At 58.6% G+C, this 16,750-nt stretch carries 23 protein-coding genes; 7 read left to right on the forward strand and 16 right to left on the reverse strand.

Annotated elements, in window-relative coordinates:
* A partial coding sequence (locus PHO31112_RS27065) for a hypothetical protein (RefSeq protein ID WP_174995523.1) occupies positions 1-1,058 on the forward strand: 1,058 nt, incomplete at its 5' end.
* 572 nt (positions 1,059-1,630) lie between these two features.
* On the opposite strand, the gene PHO31112_RS03660 is transcribed toward PHO31112_RS27065, so the two are convergent.
* Positions 1,631-2,377, reverse strand: a complete 747-nt coding sequence (locus PHO31112_RS03660; RefSeq protein ID WP_150619281.1) for a hypothetical protein — start codon at positions 2,375-2,377, stop codon at positions 1,631-1,633.
* A 1,116-nt stretch (positions 2,378-3,493) separates the two neighbouring features.
* Between PHO31112_RS03660 and PHO31112_RS03665 the strand changes: the two genes are divergently transcribed.
* From PHO31112_RS03665 to PHO31112_RS03685, 5 genes are all read left to right on the forward strand, one after another.
* Positions 3,494-3,916, forward strand: a complete 423-nt coding sequence (locus PHO31112_RS03665) for a hypothetical protein (protein WP_150619282.1) — start codon at positions 3,494-3,496, stop codon at positions 3,914-3,916.
* A 732-nt stretch (positions 3,917-4,648) separates the two neighbouring features.
* Positions 4,649-4,900, forward strand: coding sequence for an AbrB/MazE/SpoVT family DNA-binding domain-containing protein (locus PHO31112_RS03670; protein WP_150619283.1), 252 nt, complete (start codon positions 4,649-4,651; stop codon positions 4,898-4,900).
* Positions 4,894-5,244 (forward strand): type II toxin-antitoxin system ChpB family toxin, encoded by a 351-nt coding sequence (locus tag PHO31112_RS03675; protein ID WP_150619284.1) that lies wholly within the window; start codon positions 4,894-4,896, stop codon positions 5,242-5,244. The genes PHO31112_RS03670 and PHO31112_RS03675 overlap by 7 nt, the downstream gene beginning before the upstream one ends.
* Before the next feature lie 243 nt (positions 5,245-5,487).
* A complete protein-coding gene (locus PHO31112_RS03680; protein ID WP_150619285.1) occupies positions 5,488-5,796 on the forward strand; it encodes a hypothetical protein in 309 nt (102 codons plus the stop codon).
* A 284-nt stretch (positions 5,797-6,080) separates the two neighbouring features.
* A complete protein-coding gene (locus PHO31112_RS03685; RefSeq protein ID WP_425495154.1) occupies positions 6,081-6,365 on the forward strand; it encodes a tyrosine-type recombinase/integrase in 285 nt (94 codons plus the stop codon).
* A 246-nt stretch (positions 6,366-6,611) separates the two neighbouring features.
* Here PHO31112_RS03685 and PHO31112_RS03690 read toward each other — a convergent pair whose 3' ends face one another.
* Positions 6,612-7,601 carry a tyrosine-type recombinase/integrase gene (locus PHO31112_RS03690; protein WP_150619287.1) on the reverse strand — a complete coding sequence of 330 codons (990 nt, stop codon included), beginning with the start codon at positions 7,599-7,601 and terminating at the stop codon, positions 6,612-6,614.
* A gap of 593 nt (positions 7,602-8,194) precedes the next feature.
* Positions 8,195-9,607, reverse strand: coding sequence for a DNA cytosine methyltransferase (locus PHO31112_RS03695; protein ID WP_150619288.1), 1,413 nt, complete (start codon positions 9,605-9,607; stop codon positions 8,195-8,197).
* A gap of 38 nt (positions 9,608-9,645) precedes the next feature.
* Between PHO31112_RS03695 and PHO31112_RS03700 the strand changes: the two genes are divergently transcribed.
* Positions 9,646-9,933 carry a hypothetical protein gene (locus PHO31112_RS03700; protein ID WP_150619289.1) on the forward strand — a complete coding sequence of 96 codons (288 nt, stop codon included), beginning with the start codon at positions 9,646-9,648 and terminating at the stop codon, positions 9,931-9,933.
* 2 nt (positions 9,934-9,935) lie between these two features.
* Here PHO31112_RS03700 and PHO31112_RS03705 read toward each other — a convergent pair whose 3' ends face one another.
* The 13 genes from PHO31112_RS03705 to PHO31112_RS03765 all read right to left on the reverse strand — a co-directional run bounded on the left by PHO31112_RS03705 (position 9,936) and on the right by PHO31112_RS03765 (position 16,731).
* The gene (locus tag PHO31112_RS03705; protein WP_217427013.1) at positions 9,936-10,385 is read right to left on the reverse strand and encodes a class I SAM-dependent methyltransferase; all 450 of its coding nucleotides are present in this window, start codon (positions 10,383-10,385) and stop codon (positions 9,936-9,938) included.
* A 35-nt stretch (positions 10,386-10,420) separates the two neighbouring features.
* Positions 10,421-10,660 (reverse strand): hypothetical protein, encoded by a 240-nt coding sequence (locus tag PHO31112_RS03710; RefSeq protein WP_150619291.1) that lies wholly within the window; start codon positions 10,658-10,660, stop codon positions 10,421-10,423.
* On the reverse strand, positions 10,657-11,379 hold the full coding sequence (locus PHO31112_RS03715) for an ASCH domain-containing protein (RefSeq protein ID WP_150619292.1): 723 nt from the start codon (positions 11,377-11,379) through the stop codon (positions 10,657-10,659). The genes PHO31112_RS03710 and PHO31112_RS03715 overlap by 4 nt, the downstream gene beginning before the upstream one ends.
* Positions 11,376-11,759, reverse strand: coding sequence for a hypothetical protein (locus PHO31112_RS03720; protein ID WP_150619293.1), 384 nt, complete (start codon positions 11,757-11,759; stop codon positions 11,376-11,378). The genes PHO31112_RS03715 and PHO31112_RS03720 overlap by 4 nt, the downstream gene beginning before the upstream one ends.
* Positions 11,756-11,971: a hypothetical protein gene (locus PHO31112_RS03725; RefSeq protein WP_150619294.1), complete on the reverse strand. Its 216-nt coding sequence runs from the start codon at positions 11,969-11,971 to the stop codon at positions 11,756-11,758. Before PHO31112_RS03725 ends, PHO31112_RS03720 begins: the two co-directional genes overlap by 4 nt.
* Positions 11,968-12,762 (reverse strand): hypothetical protein, encoded by a 795-nt coding sequence (locus tag PHO31112_RS03730; protein ID WP_150619295.1) that lies wholly within the window; start codon positions 12,760-12,762, stop codon positions 11,968-11,970. Before PHO31112_RS03730 ends, PHO31112_RS03725 begins: the two co-directional genes overlap by 4 nt.
* Entirely contained in the window at positions 12,762-13,490 is a 729-nt protein-coding gene (locus PHO31112_RS03735; protein ID WP_150619296.1) for a hypothetical protein, read from the reverse strand. The genes PHO31112_RS03730 and PHO31112_RS03735 overlap by 1 nt, the downstream gene beginning before the upstream one ends.
* Positions 13,483-13,773, reverse strand: a complete 291-nt coding sequence (locus tag PHO31112_RS03740) for a hypothetical protein (RefSeq protein WP_150619297.1) — start codon at positions 13,771-13,773, stop codon at positions 13,483-13,485. The genes PHO31112_RS03735 and PHO31112_RS03740 overlap by 8 nt, the downstream gene beginning before the upstream one ends.
* Positions 13,770-14,138, reverse strand: coding sequence for a hypothetical protein (locus PHO31112_RS03745; RefSeq protein WP_150619298.1), 369 nt, complete (start codon positions 14,136-14,138; stop codon positions 13,770-13,772). The genes PHO31112_RS03740 and PHO31112_RS03745 overlap by 4 nt, the downstream gene beginning before the upstream one ends.
* Positions 14,135-14,518 carry a beta-sandwich lipoprotein gene (locus tag PHO31112_RS03750; RefSeq protein ID WP_150619299.1) on the reverse strand — a complete coding sequence of 128 codons (384 nt, stop codon included), beginning with the start codon at positions 14,516-14,518 and terminating at the stop codon, positions 14,135-14,137. The genes PHO31112_RS03745 and PHO31112_RS03750 overlap by 4 nt, the downstream gene beginning before the upstream one ends.
* On the reverse strand, positions 14,515-15,597 hold the full coding sequence (locus PHO31112_RS03755; protein WP_150619300.1) for an RNA-directed DNA polymerase: 1,083 nt from the start codon (positions 15,595-15,597) through the stop codon (positions 14,515-14,517). The genes PHO31112_RS03750 and PHO31112_RS03755 overlap by 4 nt, the downstream gene beginning before the upstream one ends.
* A 269-nt stretch (positions 15,598-15,866) precedes the next feature.
* On the reverse strand, positions 15,867-16,229 hold the full coding sequence (locus PHO31112_RS03760; RefSeq protein ID WP_425495155.1) for a four helix bundle protein: 363 nt from the start codon (positions 16,227-16,229) through the stop codon (positions 15,867-15,869).
* A gap of 37 nt (positions 16,230-16,266) precedes the next feature.
* On the reverse strand, positions 16,267-16,731 hold the full coding sequence (locus tag PHO31112_RS03765) for a DUF1566 domain-containing protein (protein WP_150619302.1): 465 nt from the start codon (positions 16,729-16,731) through the stop codon (positions 16,267-16,269).
* Positions 16,732-16,750: the final 19 nt, after the last annotated feature.

Genomic DNA, 16,750 nt, shown 5'->3' on the forward strand with positions numbered 1-16,750 from the left:
TTGACAAGGCGGGCGGGCTTGACGGCGTGGCCAGACAGTACGGCATCGCGTCTGGTGCGCTGAAAATCTACCTGCGCACAGACGGCACGCTGACGAAGCTCGCCGAGGACCGGCTCAACCCGCCGGGCACGGGCATCACCCTCGAGATGTTGCGGGAGTGGCAGTACCTCGGCAAGCAGGGGATTGGCAAGGCGGGCGGGCTTGACGGCGTGGCCAGGCAGTACGGCGTCGCGTCTACCGCGCTGAAAAACTACCTTCGAGCAGACGGCACGCTGACGAAGCTCGCCGAGGACCGGCTCAACCCGCCGGGCACGGAAGTCACCCTTGAGATGTTGCGGGAGTGGCAGCGCCTCGGCAAGCAGGGGATTGACAAGGCGGGCGGGCTTGACGGCGTGGCCAGACAGTACGGCATCGCGTCTGGTGCGCTGAAAATCTACCTGCGCGCAGACGGCACGCTGACGAAGCTCGCCGAGGACCGGCTTAACCCGCCGGGCACGGGCATCACCCTCGAGATGGTGCAGGAGTGGCAGTACCTCGGCAAGCAGGGGATTGGCAAGGTGGGGGGGCTTGACGGCGTGGCCAGGCAGTACGGCGTCGCGTCTTCCGCACTGAAAATTTACCTGCGCGCGGACGGCACGCTGACGAAGCGCGCTGAGGACCGGCTCAACCCGCCGGGCACGGAAGTCACCCTTGAGATGGTGCGGGAGTGGCAGCGCCTCGGCAAGCAGGGGATTGACAAGGCGGGCGGGCTTGACGGCGTGGCCAGGCAGTACGGCGTCGCGTCTGGCGCGCTGAAAATTCACCTGCGTGCAGACGGCACGCTGACGAAGCGCGCCGAGGACCGGCTCAATCCGCCGGACTCGGAAGTGACCCTTGAGATGGTGCGGGAGTGGCAGCGCTTCGGCAAGCAGGGGATTGACAAGGCGGGCGGGCTTGACGGCGTGGCCAGGCAGTACGGCGTCGCGTCTGGCGCGCTGAAAAACTACCTTCGAGCAGACGGCACGCTGACGGAGCTCGCCGAGGGCCGGCTTCGGAAGGATGGCGCGGGGCCGATGTGAACCGCAGGTTGTCTGCGGACTGTCCGGCCGGCCAGCGGGATTGGTCGAAAACCGGCTGGCGAAGGCCCCTGGAGACGATGATGCATCGTCTCCAGGGGCACGACGCTGCAAAAAGGCCGCCCGAAGACGGCTCGTACTGCAGTGTAGTGGTCAACGTATTCCGGAGACTGCGTTAAGTTTTTCTTCCGCTACCGCAGGGGCTAAGCCGTCGTCAAATTGATGCGGGCGTAGCCAGTTGTATCGTTGCATCAGGTAAGAACGCGACACCTGATATTGCTGATTGCCGCACTGGTGACGACTGAATGCGCATCTATCGTGACAACGCGGCCATTGCCAATGGCGCAGCCGTGCCCGCCGGTATTGGAGGGACCATCGGGACAGACACTCGCCGATCTTCGACAGTTCGCGTTGGATCTACAGCGGCAGGGTGGCAAGTGCCGGAGTCGCCACCAGGCAATGATTCAGTCGGTGTCGCCTACGGGCGCAGCTACGACGCGTTGAGGTCAAAAGATGATATGGAATAGCCTCATTTTAAGAAAACGCTATCACACATCTTGCGAGTCGGTTTGATCTCATCCGTCATTCAGTCGGTTCAGTCCCTTTGCGGTTAGCTCGCCTTCCGGCGTTACATATTTGCGTACTGTATCGACACTCACACCAAGCTTTTGTGCCCACTCTGTCAGGTCGAATGGGCCGCCGCGGGCCCGCTCGTCACGCAGCGCTCGCAAGTCCCCCGGTTTCACTATCCTTCTCATAGGCGCGTTCCTCTGGAGTTTTTTGGCATCGAACAATACATTCTCGGGAAGCACTCCATACCTGTCGGCAAACGCTTTCGCATTAAGCTGGCCACTGTCCACCTCGGACTTCAGCGCTGGCCAGTAGTCAGTCTTCAGTCGTACGTTGGTCCTCGAAGCTTCCCCCTTGATCTCGGCCACCTTTGACTTTCCCCATGGCGTTAATTCCGCCCTATGTGTTTGAGGGGATACGATATCTACATAACGGCGTAATCCCGCCCACGTTATGTTGTGCTGTCGTGCAAATTCTGCCGCGATAAACGGGCGGCCGCTGTTCACCTCGGCCTCCAGCGCCAGAACGACATCGTCTTTTATCGTTGCCTTGCTGCTAGTACTTTTCCCGGTAATCCGAGCCAATCTGTTCCATGCCACCGCTGTTAGCTCATTGTTGAATACATACCACCTTAACGTGTTGTAGCCCACGCCAAGTTCTCGCGCAAGCTCCGCACTGTCAAGTGGTTGATCGGCGGCACGTGCTGCCTCGGCGGCCCCCTGGATACGCAGCAGTATTTCGTCGGTGACCACTTTGCCGGTTTTTTTGGCGGAGGGAGGGGGGAACTCGGTGGCGCGCCCGCTGTTTGAGCCCGAGGGCGCTACACGCTTTTTCCTTGGGCGCGTTCCAGGGAGGAGCGGTTGTCGGACTGAACCCGATGGCCTGTCGGCCAACGCCTCTGTATTGGCATGCGCCGTCGGCGCGGACAGAGACCGGGCGAGTAGGTTCGGTGTTTCGGGGGAGGGGGGGGATTGAGTGGAGCACGAGGGTATGCCGGTCAACGCTTGGACATTGACGCGTCGCTCGAAGCTCTCTTGAATAGCCTCAAACCTGCCCAATAGTTCCAATGTTCCAGGGGACGGCGATTTTCGGGCGAAGTTCAGCAAGGCGCCCACTACGCCGGCACGGATACGCGGTTCCGATCGCCCATCAGACTGAACTGCCTGGTGCATCAGGCACACATTAATACCAACAGTAGTCGGCTGCGTTGATGTCGGCGTTGACTGGCCCGGTCCTCCCGAAGCCGGCCCTGCGGCTGCCGGCGTTCTGAGGGGAGGTAGGCGGTGGCCCAAACCCGACGGCACACGGGACCATCCATCCGCCTGACGCACTTCGCGCACTTCTGTGCTAAGGGTAGATGACTGCGCTGAAGTTGAGGTTGACGGAGCAGGCTGCGCCGATGTAGAGGTCGTCACGGGAAGTTGGGAGCGTGGGGCCCTAGCGCCGGAAACGGGATACATGTATTTTTCTCGTGGAAACTCTCTCGTTCGTGGCGTGCTCGTCATTGTCGGTGACGCACCGCGTGTATTTTTATTGTCACAGGGACTGCGCCATTTACGCTTGCATAAATCGCTCGATTTGCTGACGCTGCCCACATCGCTGGCCTTGCCTGCGAGCGCAGCTACGACGCGCTGGCGCAAAGAGCTAACTAGAGCGATCAAAAAATACAAAAAAGCTTGCAGTGATTATCTTCTTCGCTGCCGAAGGTCATCGCGTGGCTTGTCCCACCACTCGCCAGCCTCCTCTCCGTAACGGAACTAGCTCAGCTAGCTTGGTCGAGCGCTTGAGCGGGGCAACGGAACCATGTCTGGCAGCATTGTGAAGTTACGTGCAATGCCCGCAACACAAGAAAATGTTACGGGGAGTACATGACCGAGTTCGTATATACCGCCGTTCACAAAATTCACTACAACACGAAGGAGCCGGTACCTCTCGCTGATGTCATCAGTTCGCTGGAGGCTCTGCAAGGGCTCTTGAAAGACGTGCCCGCAGTCCTTGAGGGGATCACAGGTGCAGACGTACTGAAGTCTGAATTCTTCGTTGAGCGCGTAGAGTCGGGAAGCCTGATTGAAGATGTTCCAGTCAAGCTGTTCTTCAAAGACGAGGCGGGCCTCGATGAATTTATCGGCAAGATTCGGGAGCACGGTATGCTTCGCAACACTCTCATTGCGGTCGCGCTCGGTGGAATAGTTACTTATGGACTGATGTCTATTTTCTCGGCAACAAAAGCAGCGGCCCAAACATTACGGCAAACAACAACACAATCATCAATATTGGCGCCGGCGAAGTGAAAATGAGCCCGGAGCAGTTTCAATCAATTATCGAGTCTGCCGTGTCCGATAAAAAGCAAAACGCGAAGGATGCGGTCAAGTTTCTTGCGCCGGCACGGAGCGATCCCACGTCGTCAATTTCCATTGGCGGGGATGGGGCGCAAAGTGTAGTTATCACACCGGCGGCTATCTCTGAGGCCCCACTAAGGTCACCATCCCCAAAAACCAAAAAATCGAGGATGTTCATTCGGTGACAGTTCAAATTCGTGCCTCGGATCTTGATAGCAAGAAAAGCGGATGGGCTGGCCAGATTGATGGGCGGACGGAGAGGGTGAAGGTGGTGCTTGACCCGGGGATTGACGAGTTTGAGGTCTTCGGAAAGCAAAACACTCGTGCGGACGTAACAATCATATCGAAGCTCAAGAGCGGTGGGAATGAGCTGCTTCCAGATGCTTCGAATTTTCGGCTTCTCGCGAAAGGTCGGAGTTCCTGTGTGAAGGTTCGGGAAACACCTGTGAGGCGGTTTGCGGAACAGGGGAGGGGGCACATCAAGCCAAGGCCCTCAAATTTTTCCTCGCTCATGCCGACTGCGACGACGCAGCACCCGCCATGACGTATGCGGGGTACGTGTCTCTGACAGTACTTACCCAAATCTGCCTGCTGTACGATTGTTGTGTATATCCATTGTAGATACATAAATGCTTGAATTTTGTGCTCAATGTTTCCACAATGGATCTACATTTGGAGGCGAATATGGAACTCAAGATTCAAAAATGGGGCAACAGTGCTGCGGTGCGATTGCCGAGCGTGTTGCTCGAACAAATTCACGTGGGAGTGGGCAGTTCGTTGACTGCCGTCGTTCGCTCGGATGGTGTCTTTCTGTCCCCCGCCCGTCACAAGTATTCGTTGGACGAACTCGTTGCACAGTGCGACCCGAAAGCGCCACAACCCGCAGATCTGACAGGGTGGGGTGAGGTCAAGCCTGTGGCGCGTGAGGCATGGTGAGACGCGCACGCTTCGACCGTGGCGACATTGTGCGCGTGAGCTTGAACCCGACGATTGGGCACGAACAGCAGGGCGATTTCCGCCCTGTTCTTGTTTTGTCGCCGGCGTCTCTTAATGCGCTGGGCGTAGTCTTGGTCGCACCGATCACCCAAGGTGGAGAATTCGCTCGTTTTGCCGGTTTTGCGGTGCCGTTGTCTGGCGCGGGCACGCAGACGCAGGGCGTTGCGTTGGTGAATATGGTGCGCACGCTCGACCTTGAGGCGCGTGGGGCGAAGAAGATTGGGCGAGCACCCGTCGAGGTTGTTGAGGACGCACTCGCGCGCCTTCAGACCATTCTGGATTGATGGGTCGATGGGTTGATGGATTGGTGCGCCGAAATTCGTTTGTAAGGCGGATGAATCGGGGCAGCCCACGTTCCTTTTGCCCACTATACGTCACGAACGTTTTCGCTGTGTGTCGAAACGTTTCGAGTGTCGACGCATAGGCTGGGATATTCGGAAGTTGCTGAAACGCAAGGCTCGGCACTCCTGCGATGATGAATTTAGCCGTTAGGTCGGCTCAATCCACTCACATTTCAGGAGACTTGGATGAACGATTCAACCAAAAGCGACGGAAAGGACCGAGGAAACGACGGTCAAGGCGATGACGGACTCGATCTCCCCAAGTCGTTGACGCGTGAAGGACACGTTGTCTGGTTCCACGAATACAAGAAGTACCTCGGTTACGCTTGGGACGAGGCAGCGGGAGAAATCAGGCGAGCGCATGTGTCCGATCCTGAGCACGCGATTTACTTCGAGACGTTCGCGGAAGCGATGGTGGCGACGGATGAGTTGATGGGGTCTCATGTCATTCTGCATGCGTCGAAGCGAGGCGAGAAACCGAGGTTAATCCGGTAACTTCGGTAACCGCAGGGATGGCCCATCACATGATGGGCCGTTTTAGAGCGGATCAGGTTTTCAATACGGCACGGAACGTTGCTCGATATCGTTCAATACGCTGCGAGTCAGGACAGAACTCGTCGGCTTTCGCCGTCCGTTGCTCCTTGCTACCGCGACGATTCGCTTCTCCCATCTTGCCTCCCTAATAACTTCTCATCACTGCGAACGTTTCAATCGGAGGCGTTCCCCCATGCCCTCACAAGAATTCTGGAATCTGACTTTTCGTGTGGGGTACGTGCCTGGTGCGAAGGAAGTATGTCGTAAGTACTGCACTGATCGTCAACCAGCGCGGCGAGCGAATGACGTCTGATTCGCTCAGGTCGCGTTTCGACAAGGCGCGGGAAAAAGCGGGAGTGGAAAAGAACCAATTCCAATTCCGTGATCTCCGCGCGAAAGCGGGAACCGACAAAGCCGATAGTGCAGGGGGCATTCGTGCAGCGCAGCTACAACTCGGTCACAAGTCTTTGCTGATGACTGAGCACTGCGTGCGGGAGAGAAAGGGCGACCGTGTTGCCCCGACAAAATGAGTTTTGCGGAGCAAGAGGGAATTTGCGGAGCAAATGAGAAGGGGCCTGCATCTCTGCAAGCCCCTGAATTCGTGGTAGGCCGTGCGGGATTCGAACCTGCGACCAACGGATTAAAAGTCACCTACGCTTGTACGTAAACACAGTTAATTTTCATGCATTTACGTAAAATCAATGACTTAGCGAAGCATGAAATACTGTGCATACGAACAGTAAAGCGTCTCGGAAGGCAAAAAAACCCACACCTTTTCACCGCTTGCCGATCTTGTCCACGGCGGCGCTCAGACGATCGGTCACGAGGTGGCTGTAGCGCTTCGTGGAGACCATCGACTTGTGACCAAGAACGGCGCCCACTGTGTACAGGTCAACCCCCGCGTTAATCATCTCCGACGCGGCGCCGTGCCGAAGATCATGAAATCGGACATTCGGCAGGCCGGCTGCTATGCGCGCGCGATCCCAGACATCGGAGAAATGCACGTCGCTAATCGTGAACTTTACGCGGCGAGCCCATACGGCGACCTTGCGATGAATGGGAACAATTCGAGGCGTGCCGTTCTTCGTGTCTGCCAGGGAGAAGCCCTTCTTCGTAACCTTCGCGCGCAGTATTTCCGAGCGTCTCATTCCTGAGTAGAAGGCAATGAGAATGGCGGCGCGAACCTCCCGGCTTTTACAGACACGCGCTATGCGCAGCATTTCTGCCCGCTGCGGGTAAGCGTGGCGCTCATTGTTGACGGCGGGGAAGACCATGCGCTTTGTATTATCGTGCTCGATCTTCCCGATCTTGTGCATGTATTTCACTGCGGCACGAATGTAGGCGAGGATATTGCGGATCGACGCGTCAGTCAGTGGCCGCTTCGGGTCTCCGTCATGGTCACGACTCGCGCGAAGGTAGCCGATGAACTTCACCGACCAGTCGTGCAGGTCATCGGCCGGGTCGTCGTCGTACTCGGCACGCCACTTTTCCAGAATCCGCACTCGAGCCTCGGCATCCTTCCACTCGTCTTGCTTGTCGGTGATGTGCTTTCGCACACATTCGCCGATCGTCACCACCGGCTTACGAGCGCCGGTGGCTATCGCGTAGATCTCTGCTTCCCACTCACGAGCTATTTTGTCCGCTTCGGCCGCAGTAACTCCAGCAGGGAGGAGTTTTGTTTTCCGGATACGCTCGCCCTCGATGACGCGCTCGAACGTCCAGCGGAAACGCTTTTTACCGGATTTTGCAATGGTTTCGATCGGCATGATTCGAGGTATCTATACAGTGAGTCGATGTCGTAGACGTGCGTCTTGCGGGTCAATTTGAACCGCTGAATGGTGCGGCCTTCGGTGTCGAGCCGGCAGACAAACCCCACCGGCACCCCTAGGATTGCCGCTGCTTCGGCCACAGGAACGAGTTTTCCCATGTTCCAATCCTCCAATCTCTCGCAGTAACCCGCAGAATCTCTTTCAGTGCTTCGGCCGTGGACGGGTGGGTGGTCATGCCTCGAAAATCCTTGCTCGCCGGTACTGTGCCCAAACGTCTCGCCGACGACGGTCTGCCTCCACGGCCGTAATTGGTTCGATTGGTGGTCTCGTTTGCATGTGATGAGCTGGGCAGTAATCCACGGACTCAGACCATCCACCAGATCCGCCGAAGAACCGGTTTGTGTGTTGGTATCGCTTGCAGGCATTGCACAGTGGGGCATCACAGGTGTAAGGCGACGGGTATGAACCGTCTATCCGTCCGGTGAAAGGCTGTCCATTCTTTGCGCGCCCAGCGATAGGCCAGCCAAGATGGAAGTCGCAGAGCCATTCCGCATGGCCGCCACATACGATGCATTCATTCGGGTGGGTGGTCATGCTGTTTCGATTTCCAAGTTCTCGACGCTCTGGATTCGATCGCCGATCCACCGCATCACGGGCACGGCCATGCTGTTGCCGAGTGCCTTGTATCGCGGGCCGTCCGGAGCCTTCAAGCCTGGCAATAGCGTGTAATCGTCCTCGAAGCCTTGGAGACGCTCGCACTCGCGCGGGATAAGGCGTCGCACCGCCGATCCGTGCATGACGGCTTGATGGCCACCGCCGTTGGTATGGCTATTGGCGTGGCCCATCGACCGCTGCGTCGCGGCGATGTCGCCGACGGCGAACCCGTTGCGCCCGCTGGCTTTGCAGTCGAATGCGATGGCTGGCGCGTGCGCAGACGCAGAGAGCGGGTGACACGGACCACCGGCTTGCGGATTGCTGCCGTTCTCTGGGCTCGTGATCTGGGTGGTGTCGAATGCGATAGCACCGACTCCGATACCAGCACGGCCACCGTTCGGCGTAAGCACGGCATTCGCTGTACCGTCCTGGCGGTATTCGAGCTGGTGCTCACCGTCACGGCCACGAATCGCGAGTGTGTAAGGTTGAACGGGCACGAGAGGCGTTCCTCGGCCGGTACCGTCTTCGCTGGCATCGAAACCTTCGGCGCGCAGCGAATGAGCAACGAGCAACGTCTCCGTCTCCGTCTCCGCATCGATTCTCTGATTGCTCGTCGTGAGTGCGCGAGCAATCGTCGGGATCATCAGCCCGTCTCGGCCATCGCCTCCGCACGCTCCGCTACCGTCGAGAGCGCTGCGCGTAAGGGTTCCGGCAACTCTTTGCCCCGCTTCGCGGCGCGGCGCAGGATGCCCGAGCATGCTTTCGCGCTCAAAAAGTACCGCTGCGGGACGTCGCCAGTCTCCAAGATATCCGACAACGAACACACGCCGACGTCGCTGAGGGACGGCGCGAGCGTGTGATTCCACTCGGACGTACTGAGCGTCAAGAACGCGGTAGGCGAACCCATACCCGAGTTCTGCCAAGCCCCCGAGGAAGGTGCCAAAATCCCGGCCCTTGTTCGATGACAGTACACCGGGGACGTTTTCCCAGACCAACCAGCGGGGAGCATAGCGGCGAGCAATGGCAAGATAGGTGAGCATGAGGTTGCCACGCGGATCTGCCAGTCCCTTTCGGAGTCCCGCGACGCTGAAGGACTGGCAAGGGGTTCCGCCGACGAGAAGATCGATAGTTGCATCGGGCCAGTCCTTGAACTTGGTCATGTCGCCCAGGTTGGGCACGTTGGGGTAATGGTGGGCGAGTACGGCCGACGGGAAGCGCTCGATCTCGGAGAATGCCCACGGCTGCCAGCCGAGCGGATGCCATGCGCACGTCGCGGCTTCGATGCCCGAGCAGACGGACAGATAGCGCAGCGGTCGGCAGTCGCCCAGAATGGTCTCGTTCTGTCTCATGCTAGGATTCCTCCGACTATGTTCAGAGGAAGCAAAAGATGGTGACGGGAAATATCAACTCTGTTCTCGATGGCGAAGATCGAGTCACGTTCAAAGTGAGAATCACCAACGGCGAGAAAACTTGGACGTTTGATGGATTTGCTACACATGACGCGTTGCTCTTGATCAATGCGACGTCTGCCCCACTCACAACGTTTGAGGCAAAGCGTTCGGACTATTCCCTGCGAGCACAGGAGCTTTGGTGTCAGAAGGAACCATTGTCTGGTGCTATGTTCCTGGTGACCGTCGACAATCTGGTTGGCGGTTATGTAGTGGGCAACGGTTAGCATCACGCCCCCTCAGCGCCATCGACGCGCTTCATAAAGCAAATCCAATGCGTGTCGGCGCGCTTGCCTGACTTGTGGCCAAACAGTGGTTCGTGCGGCGTAAGCGCCAGGATCTCGCTGACCTTGATCTGCACTTCGTTCCACTTGAAGATCAGAATGCCCTCGTGGTCGAGGACGCGGAAGCACTCGGCGAAGCCGCGCCGAATGTCGTCCTGCCAGTCGTCCGAGAGAATTCCGTATTTGGCGCGCAGCCAGCTCACGAGCCCAGCCCGGCGCAGGTGTGGCGGGTCGAACACGACGAGCCGGAAGCTGCCGTCCTCAAACGGCATATCGCGAAAGTCCATCTGCACGTCGGGCTTGATGTTCAGTGCGCGCCCATCGCACAGCATGTGTTCCTCGTCGCGGATGTCTCCGAACAGGACGCCTTGATTCTTCGGATCGAACCAGAACATGCGACTGCCGCAGCATGGATCGAGGATGGTTTGGGTCACGATGCATCCCCCGATGTCTGTGATGCGACACGTTCAGCGGCCCGCATGCCGAGTGCGAACCCGATCCACATGGTGTCGGTGTCCGGCGTCACGTAGTGTGAAAACTTGCCGTTTATCACCATGGCACCGAGTGGGGTGTTAGCTGCCAGTAGAGCCGTTTCCTTGATCGACTTCTCGAAGTAGTGGCGCATTTCCTCGACGGTGATGCACCCCGGCTTGTCTTTGATCGTGATCACGATTTACGTTCCCCCGCAGAGCGCTGGAACTCGATAACCCACACCCAAGGGTTGGCGTCCCACGATCCGGGGCCGTTGATGTCCGTCCAAAGCAACTCGAAGCAGCGGCGAGCGCTGATTGTGTTGGCGGTGTCGAACGGTTCGCCGTAACTGAGACGAGCACCCTCCGCGATCGCATCCTCATCGCTGATGCTCATCAGTCGTTCAATGCGCACGCCAGTGATTTCCAGTACGAGACGGCACATCGAACGAGGCATGTGGATCGCGGGGCGCTTGCGTAGCTCGTGTGGCTCTATGAAGTCAGGATCGTCAGATTCGCCGTAGCCCCATGCCGCCGCGTTGCGACCTTCCTCGGATTCAACGAAGACAGGTCCGACGTAGCCGTTGCGTTCGACGTTGTAAGTCGTCTCACGCACCCACAGGTGGTCGCCGACAACGCCGTATGGACTTCCGGCGCTGGCGCCCCAGCCGTATGCCTCCTGCGTGCAAAAACGGCGTTGGGTGTCCTCGTCAAAAACGGCTATCCAGTGGTCGCCACGCTCTTTTAGGCCAATGGCCGCAGGTGAACCGATCACCCACGCACCCTGCATCCCAACGGCGCGGCCGTAGTTTGGACGCCACTGCGGCTGCGGCGTCATCACTCTCCGCGTTTGCGTTTTCGAGCCGTCGAGGATTGCGCGCACCATCGGCGCGCTGAAGAGGATAGGGCGCTCTTTCACGATTTCCGCTCCTCCGCTGCCTGATTGGCGGCAATGGCGGCGTCGATGGCTTCGCGCAACTGTTCGGCGATGGTGGGAGCATCCCTATCGGCGCGCATGTCGCGCTCCTCGTCGTACGGGTCGACCAGTACCACGCCTCCATAGCCATTCTCGAATTCGATGCGGACCCGCCAGCCTTCCGGGAGACTCCCACATGCCTCATAGATAAGAGGGCCGACTTTGGCCTCTCGGTGAGGCTCCCCGCCATCCGCCGACAGCGCGGCGCGGGCTTGCCATGCCAGCCATGCGCTGTGAGTATCGCTATGCGCAGCCTGTTCTTTCGCATTGATCTGAAGCCCGGCAGCATTCGCGGCCATTTCCAACAGTTCTCGATCAGTCACGCATCCCCCTTCGCCTGATTGGCAGCAATGGTGACGTCGTAAATCTTCACCAAGCGCTGCATTTCCTTGTTGCAGATGGCGATGATCCGCTGCGCGGCGCTGTATGAGTCATTGCGGTGAATTGTGCCGTTCTCCAAGACGCCTACGATTGCACCGAATATATTTAAGTCAGAGTGGGCGTGTACGATATTCATGATGTCGTCTCGATTCATTGCACGTCCTCCTGTTTTGGTGCCATAGGAGGTTCAGCGGGCCATGCTGCCCCGGCGATAGCCTTCCTAAGATCGGGAAATGCGAACTCCATACCGGCGACGGCTTTCACAACATGATCGATTGGATCGTCGTATGCGCCTTGTTCTTCGAGAAGCGCCTTATACGCGTACACGATTGCGTCCCAACCGTTCGTAGTTTGTGCAGCGAACGATTTCCGCCACCTGTCGGTGTGTTTTCGGGCGGTCCAAACACCTGTGGCGTCATCAATGATGTTGTCCTCCCCGCCATCCGCCGACAGCGCGGCACGGGCCTGGGCTTCCATTCGGTTCACAACATTTATTTCGTGGTTCCAGTACGCCACGCTGGCGGTATCGTTCGCGTCTAATGCTTCTTTCCGCTGCGCCGCAAATACAGCGACGATGTTGTCATGGTGGGTTGCGATGTCAGTCAACAATTCCCGTACATCCCGGCCCACCTTTACCGGCGGCGGCACGGCACGGGCGGCGGTAAACAGGCCATCAAGTTGTTTATCCGTCACTTCGATATCCAACGCGTCCAGCCATTCGATGATGGTTTGGCGATCTACATGCCGCCGCTCATCCCCGCCCACCTTCGCGGGAGACGTGAGGGCTGCGCATGCAGCACGCCAGCCGCCGAGCACGTAGTTGACAGGGTGAGGCTCATCGCTAGGCGTCCCGGCATAGTTGCGGACTTCGTTGGCGATGCGGCGAAGATCATCGCTTGTCGGATCGTCATCGCGTGGCTTAAAGATGTCGTGATTGCTATCCATTATTTTTGCTCCTTCTCGGGAGACGTGAGGGCGGCGAGTTTGAGCGCATTGGCGCTCGGCTTTGGCTCGAACAACTCAACGCGGGCGACGGCAAATTTACGGTCGTGTTTCAAACCAAGCGCGGCATGCAGATAAGCTGCCTTGTCAGCGCCTGCGCGGTCGCTGTGCGCCCCATCGGATAGCGTGGGGTTTCCGTGCATGTCGATGTCAGCAAGCCACCATTGCACGCGCTCGCCGCCATTCACGGGCGCGGCGTTCATTGCCTTGAAGCGAACGATGGCAGAGTTCCAACCGAATGCAAATTCAAATGACGAATCGTCCTTTTGTGGGATGCACTCATCTGGGTATCGAATTGCCACCGGCTTAGAGGCGTTCACGGGCGCGGCGTAGACAATGCGTTTCGGGCGGTCTTTAATCCGTTCAAATTCGGCATGGCTCACATCGTCCCAGCCGCCATAGACACGAGCCTGATAGATCGCTTCCTGCCCTGCGCTCTGTGCGGCTACCATATTGCGCACGTCCGCAACATGGTTCGATACCTTTTCGGTGGGGGCGCCGGAATGGTCTGCGCTCTGTGCGGCTGGCGTGGGGGCGGCGGCGAGCATGGCGGCGTAGCTGTCGCCCGGCCACATATGCGATTGCCCCACCTTGATCATTAGGTCAGTTGGTTCTTTCGGCACAAGCTGATGCGTTGTCGCATCAAACGTCACGGTATTGAGGTCAGACATTCTGGCTCTCCTGTTTTGCGTCGTCGTCCAGCAGTTCGGCGCCGCGAAATGCTCCAGCGACCGCCTCGTCGACGGTTCTGTGCCCGCTATCTGTCCACCAGCCGTCGTACAGAAAGCCGCCGTCCGGATGCTTGACGGTGATGTACCAGTCGTTGGTGTAGTCCTCGTCTTGGGCGACGTGAATCCAGTAGCCGTCTTGCCACCATCCGGAAAACTCAGACGGCGAGTGCGCCTCCACTTGACCGGCAGCGATTGCGAGTTGAATCGGCGTGAGAGCGATCATTCTTCGTCTCCGTCGTCACTGCCGTCGAAATCACCGATTTCGTTGTCCATGCAGTTAAGGCAACAGCGATAGCTGCCCCAGTAGTCGCCATCCACGAGCGCCTTTTCATAGCGGTGCAGCTCTCCGACTGCGATTTCGTGAGGCTTTGCGCCGCGCGCCTGACCGAGCCAGCACGAATGGGGCTTGCGTGCGGTGACCAGCTTCACGGTGCGGCACTTGATATCGGCGTCCTCGCCCATGAACAGGTCATGCGTGAGGTATTCCGCCTCGGTGTGCCGCCGGAGCGCCTCCACCACTGAAGGCGGCGCAGGATCGGTATTCAGCCCTTCCGGGCGGGGGTCGTAGGGGCTCATGGCGGCGCTCACTTGATCTCGATGTCCGGGACGATGACCGACGGCTTGAAAGTCACGCGATAGTGATAGACGCTGGCCTTTGCCGGTTCGAGTTGCTCGATGAAGTAGGTGACGTTGTCGGACAGACCGAGGAAGTGCTTCTTGTACTCGTTCGCCCCGACCTTGCAGACGATGGCGAGCTTCGTCGATGTGCTGTCGTTGTCTCGTGAGCAGAGACCTTCGATGGTCAGCATGTACTCGCCAGTGATGCCGTTGTAGAAGACGATGCGGCGGTTGATCTCGAAATTGTCGGCGGCCTTGGAGAGGTTCTTCGAGGCGACAGATGCATCGTTGCAACCGGACAAGGTGATCGCGAGCAGCGCTGCGCAGAGGACGGAAAGAAGTTTCTTCATGCCTTGCTCCTGTAGGCTTTCGTGAGGGCGGCGTTGACAGCATGGCCGCGCTGCCTAACGACGTTGGCGAGTGCCGCACGATCGTTGTGGCTGTGAGTGGCCTGCCGAAGCAAGCCAAAGTAGCTATTGGCGGTCTGGTGAACGTCCTCCGGGGCTGCCTCTGCCACGCGCTGAAGTGCCGCAGTCATCGTTCGCTGCCGCGTCGTTCGGCGCCACGGCTTGATGAGGTGACCAACGAAATCGATGCCTCGTGAAATCGGCTGAAGGATGGTCTTGCTCGGGTTCAGGCGTAGATCCAGACCGGACAGCTTGTTCTCGATGCTCTCTCGCGCCCTGTTGAGCCATGCAGCATCCTCGTGAAGCAGCACAAAGTCATCGACATAGCGGATGTAGTGCGGCGCTCGAATCCGGTGCTTGACGTGCTGGTCGAGGTCATCAAGCAGCACGTTGGCAAAGAACTGGCTCGACAGATTTCCGATCGGCAGCCCGTGCGTAGCCAGAGCGTTGAACAGGCTCTTGTGCGCGGGCACGCGAGCCAGTTCGCGTTGGCTTCCACGCACCTCGACATCGAGGCGCGGGTCGTGCATCAAGATCGTCTCGGCCAGAGCCATCCACCACGGCTCAAAGACTCGGCGACGCAATTGCTCGAGCAACACCGTCTTGTTGATGCTGACGAAGAAGTTCGCCAAGTCACATTTCAGGTAATTCGACGGCCGGCTCCAGTTCCGGGTGCTGCTGCGCACCTGATGCTCTAGACGCCGTGCTGCGTACAACGTGCCTCGTCTGGGAATGCAAGCGCACGAATCGGCGACGAACCTTGCGTGGAAGCGGGGTGCGATGTGGTTGTAGAGGAGGTGATGGACGACGCGATCGCGAAAGCCGGCCGCCCACACCTCGCGCGGCTTTGGCCGCGTGATAACGAAACAGATGGACCGACCTGGGCGATACTCGCCGCTTGCCAGTTCCTCGTGCAAATCGAACAGATTCCGCTCTACATGCTCCTCGAAAGCCTGTGCACTGGCGCTGGTGCGCTTGTTGCGGCGGCAATCGAGGTACGCTTGTACGAGCGGGGCGAACAAGTTGGATTCTGCGGACGGCAACGGCTAGGCCCTCGTAGCTCTTGTGGTTGTTGTTCGTGTTGCCGTTGTTGAGGTTGCAATTCCAAGCGTAGGCAGCGTGCCTGTCGCGCTATGTAAGCTGACACCCCGAAGGTTTTCGCCGATCAGGGCGGAAGCTGCACCGGACTCGGCCCGCACTGAGGCGGCGGTATCCGTTGTGTGCCTGTCGGTGGGCTTGTGACCCAGCGGCGCGACCAGATTCCGGCGCGCGGGCATGAGAGCCTTAACTGTCATGCTGCAGGCGCCTTGTTCGCGGACTTGAGCCACCCACCAGCCTGCTTGCCAATGCTGCCCAACAACTCGATAGACTCGGCCCACAGCTTTGGCGAGAGATATCGAGCATCGTGCCCGACGTGTAGCAATACCGTTACGGTGCGCTGTATGGTCAGCAACCTTTCGATGTACTCGGCGCGTGCCTCACGTTTCGAGGCGTTTGCGAGCGCCATCAGGTCGAGCATGTCCACGCAATGTTGGGTAATCTTCTCGCCCAAAATGCGCTTCATGCTGCGTGGCATTTGCTCTTGCACCTTCAAGGCAAGCGACAACAGTTGAACGCCTTTGCGGTGAATGGGCAGTGATGAGTGCAGGGCCATTTGGCGGGGCTCAGTTCGAAAGGATTAAAGGACTAAATCAGAATCTGCGGACGGCAACGGCTAGGCCCTCGTAGCTCTTGAGGTCGGAGTCCGTGTAGCCGAAGAGGTCGCAAAGCCAAGCGTAGGCAGCGTTCTGTTCGTACGCGTCATCGGTCCAGAACCAGCCTTCTTTGGGTAGGTGCGGCCTGCAGTTCGCGAGCAACAGGCGAGCTTCGTCGCGTGTCGGTCGGCTATAGCCGAGGTTCTTCGCGAATTCAGCAGAGCCTTCCCACGAGTGCGCTGCCTCGGGGGATACGGCGACAAGGGCCAGACGGTGCTTTAGCGTGCCGTCCTCGTTGAGAACTTCGCCGGCGTAGTGCTCGCCGGGGCGCAATTCGACGACGGCGGCGGGGATTTCAATTCGCGTCGTCTTCGGCGTGGCGACCGCTGCGAGTAGTGATGCGGTCAGTTTTGCCAGCTCGGTTTGCTTGGCGTAGACGGCTTCCAGCGTGACTTGGGTCATTGCTTGTGGCTCCAGTGCA

The organism is Pandoraea horticolens (assembly GCF_902459555.1).
GTDB classification, from domain to species: domain Bacteria; phylum Pseudomonadota; class Gammaproteobacteria; order Burkholderiales; family Burkholderiaceae; genus Pandoraea; species Pandoraea horticolens.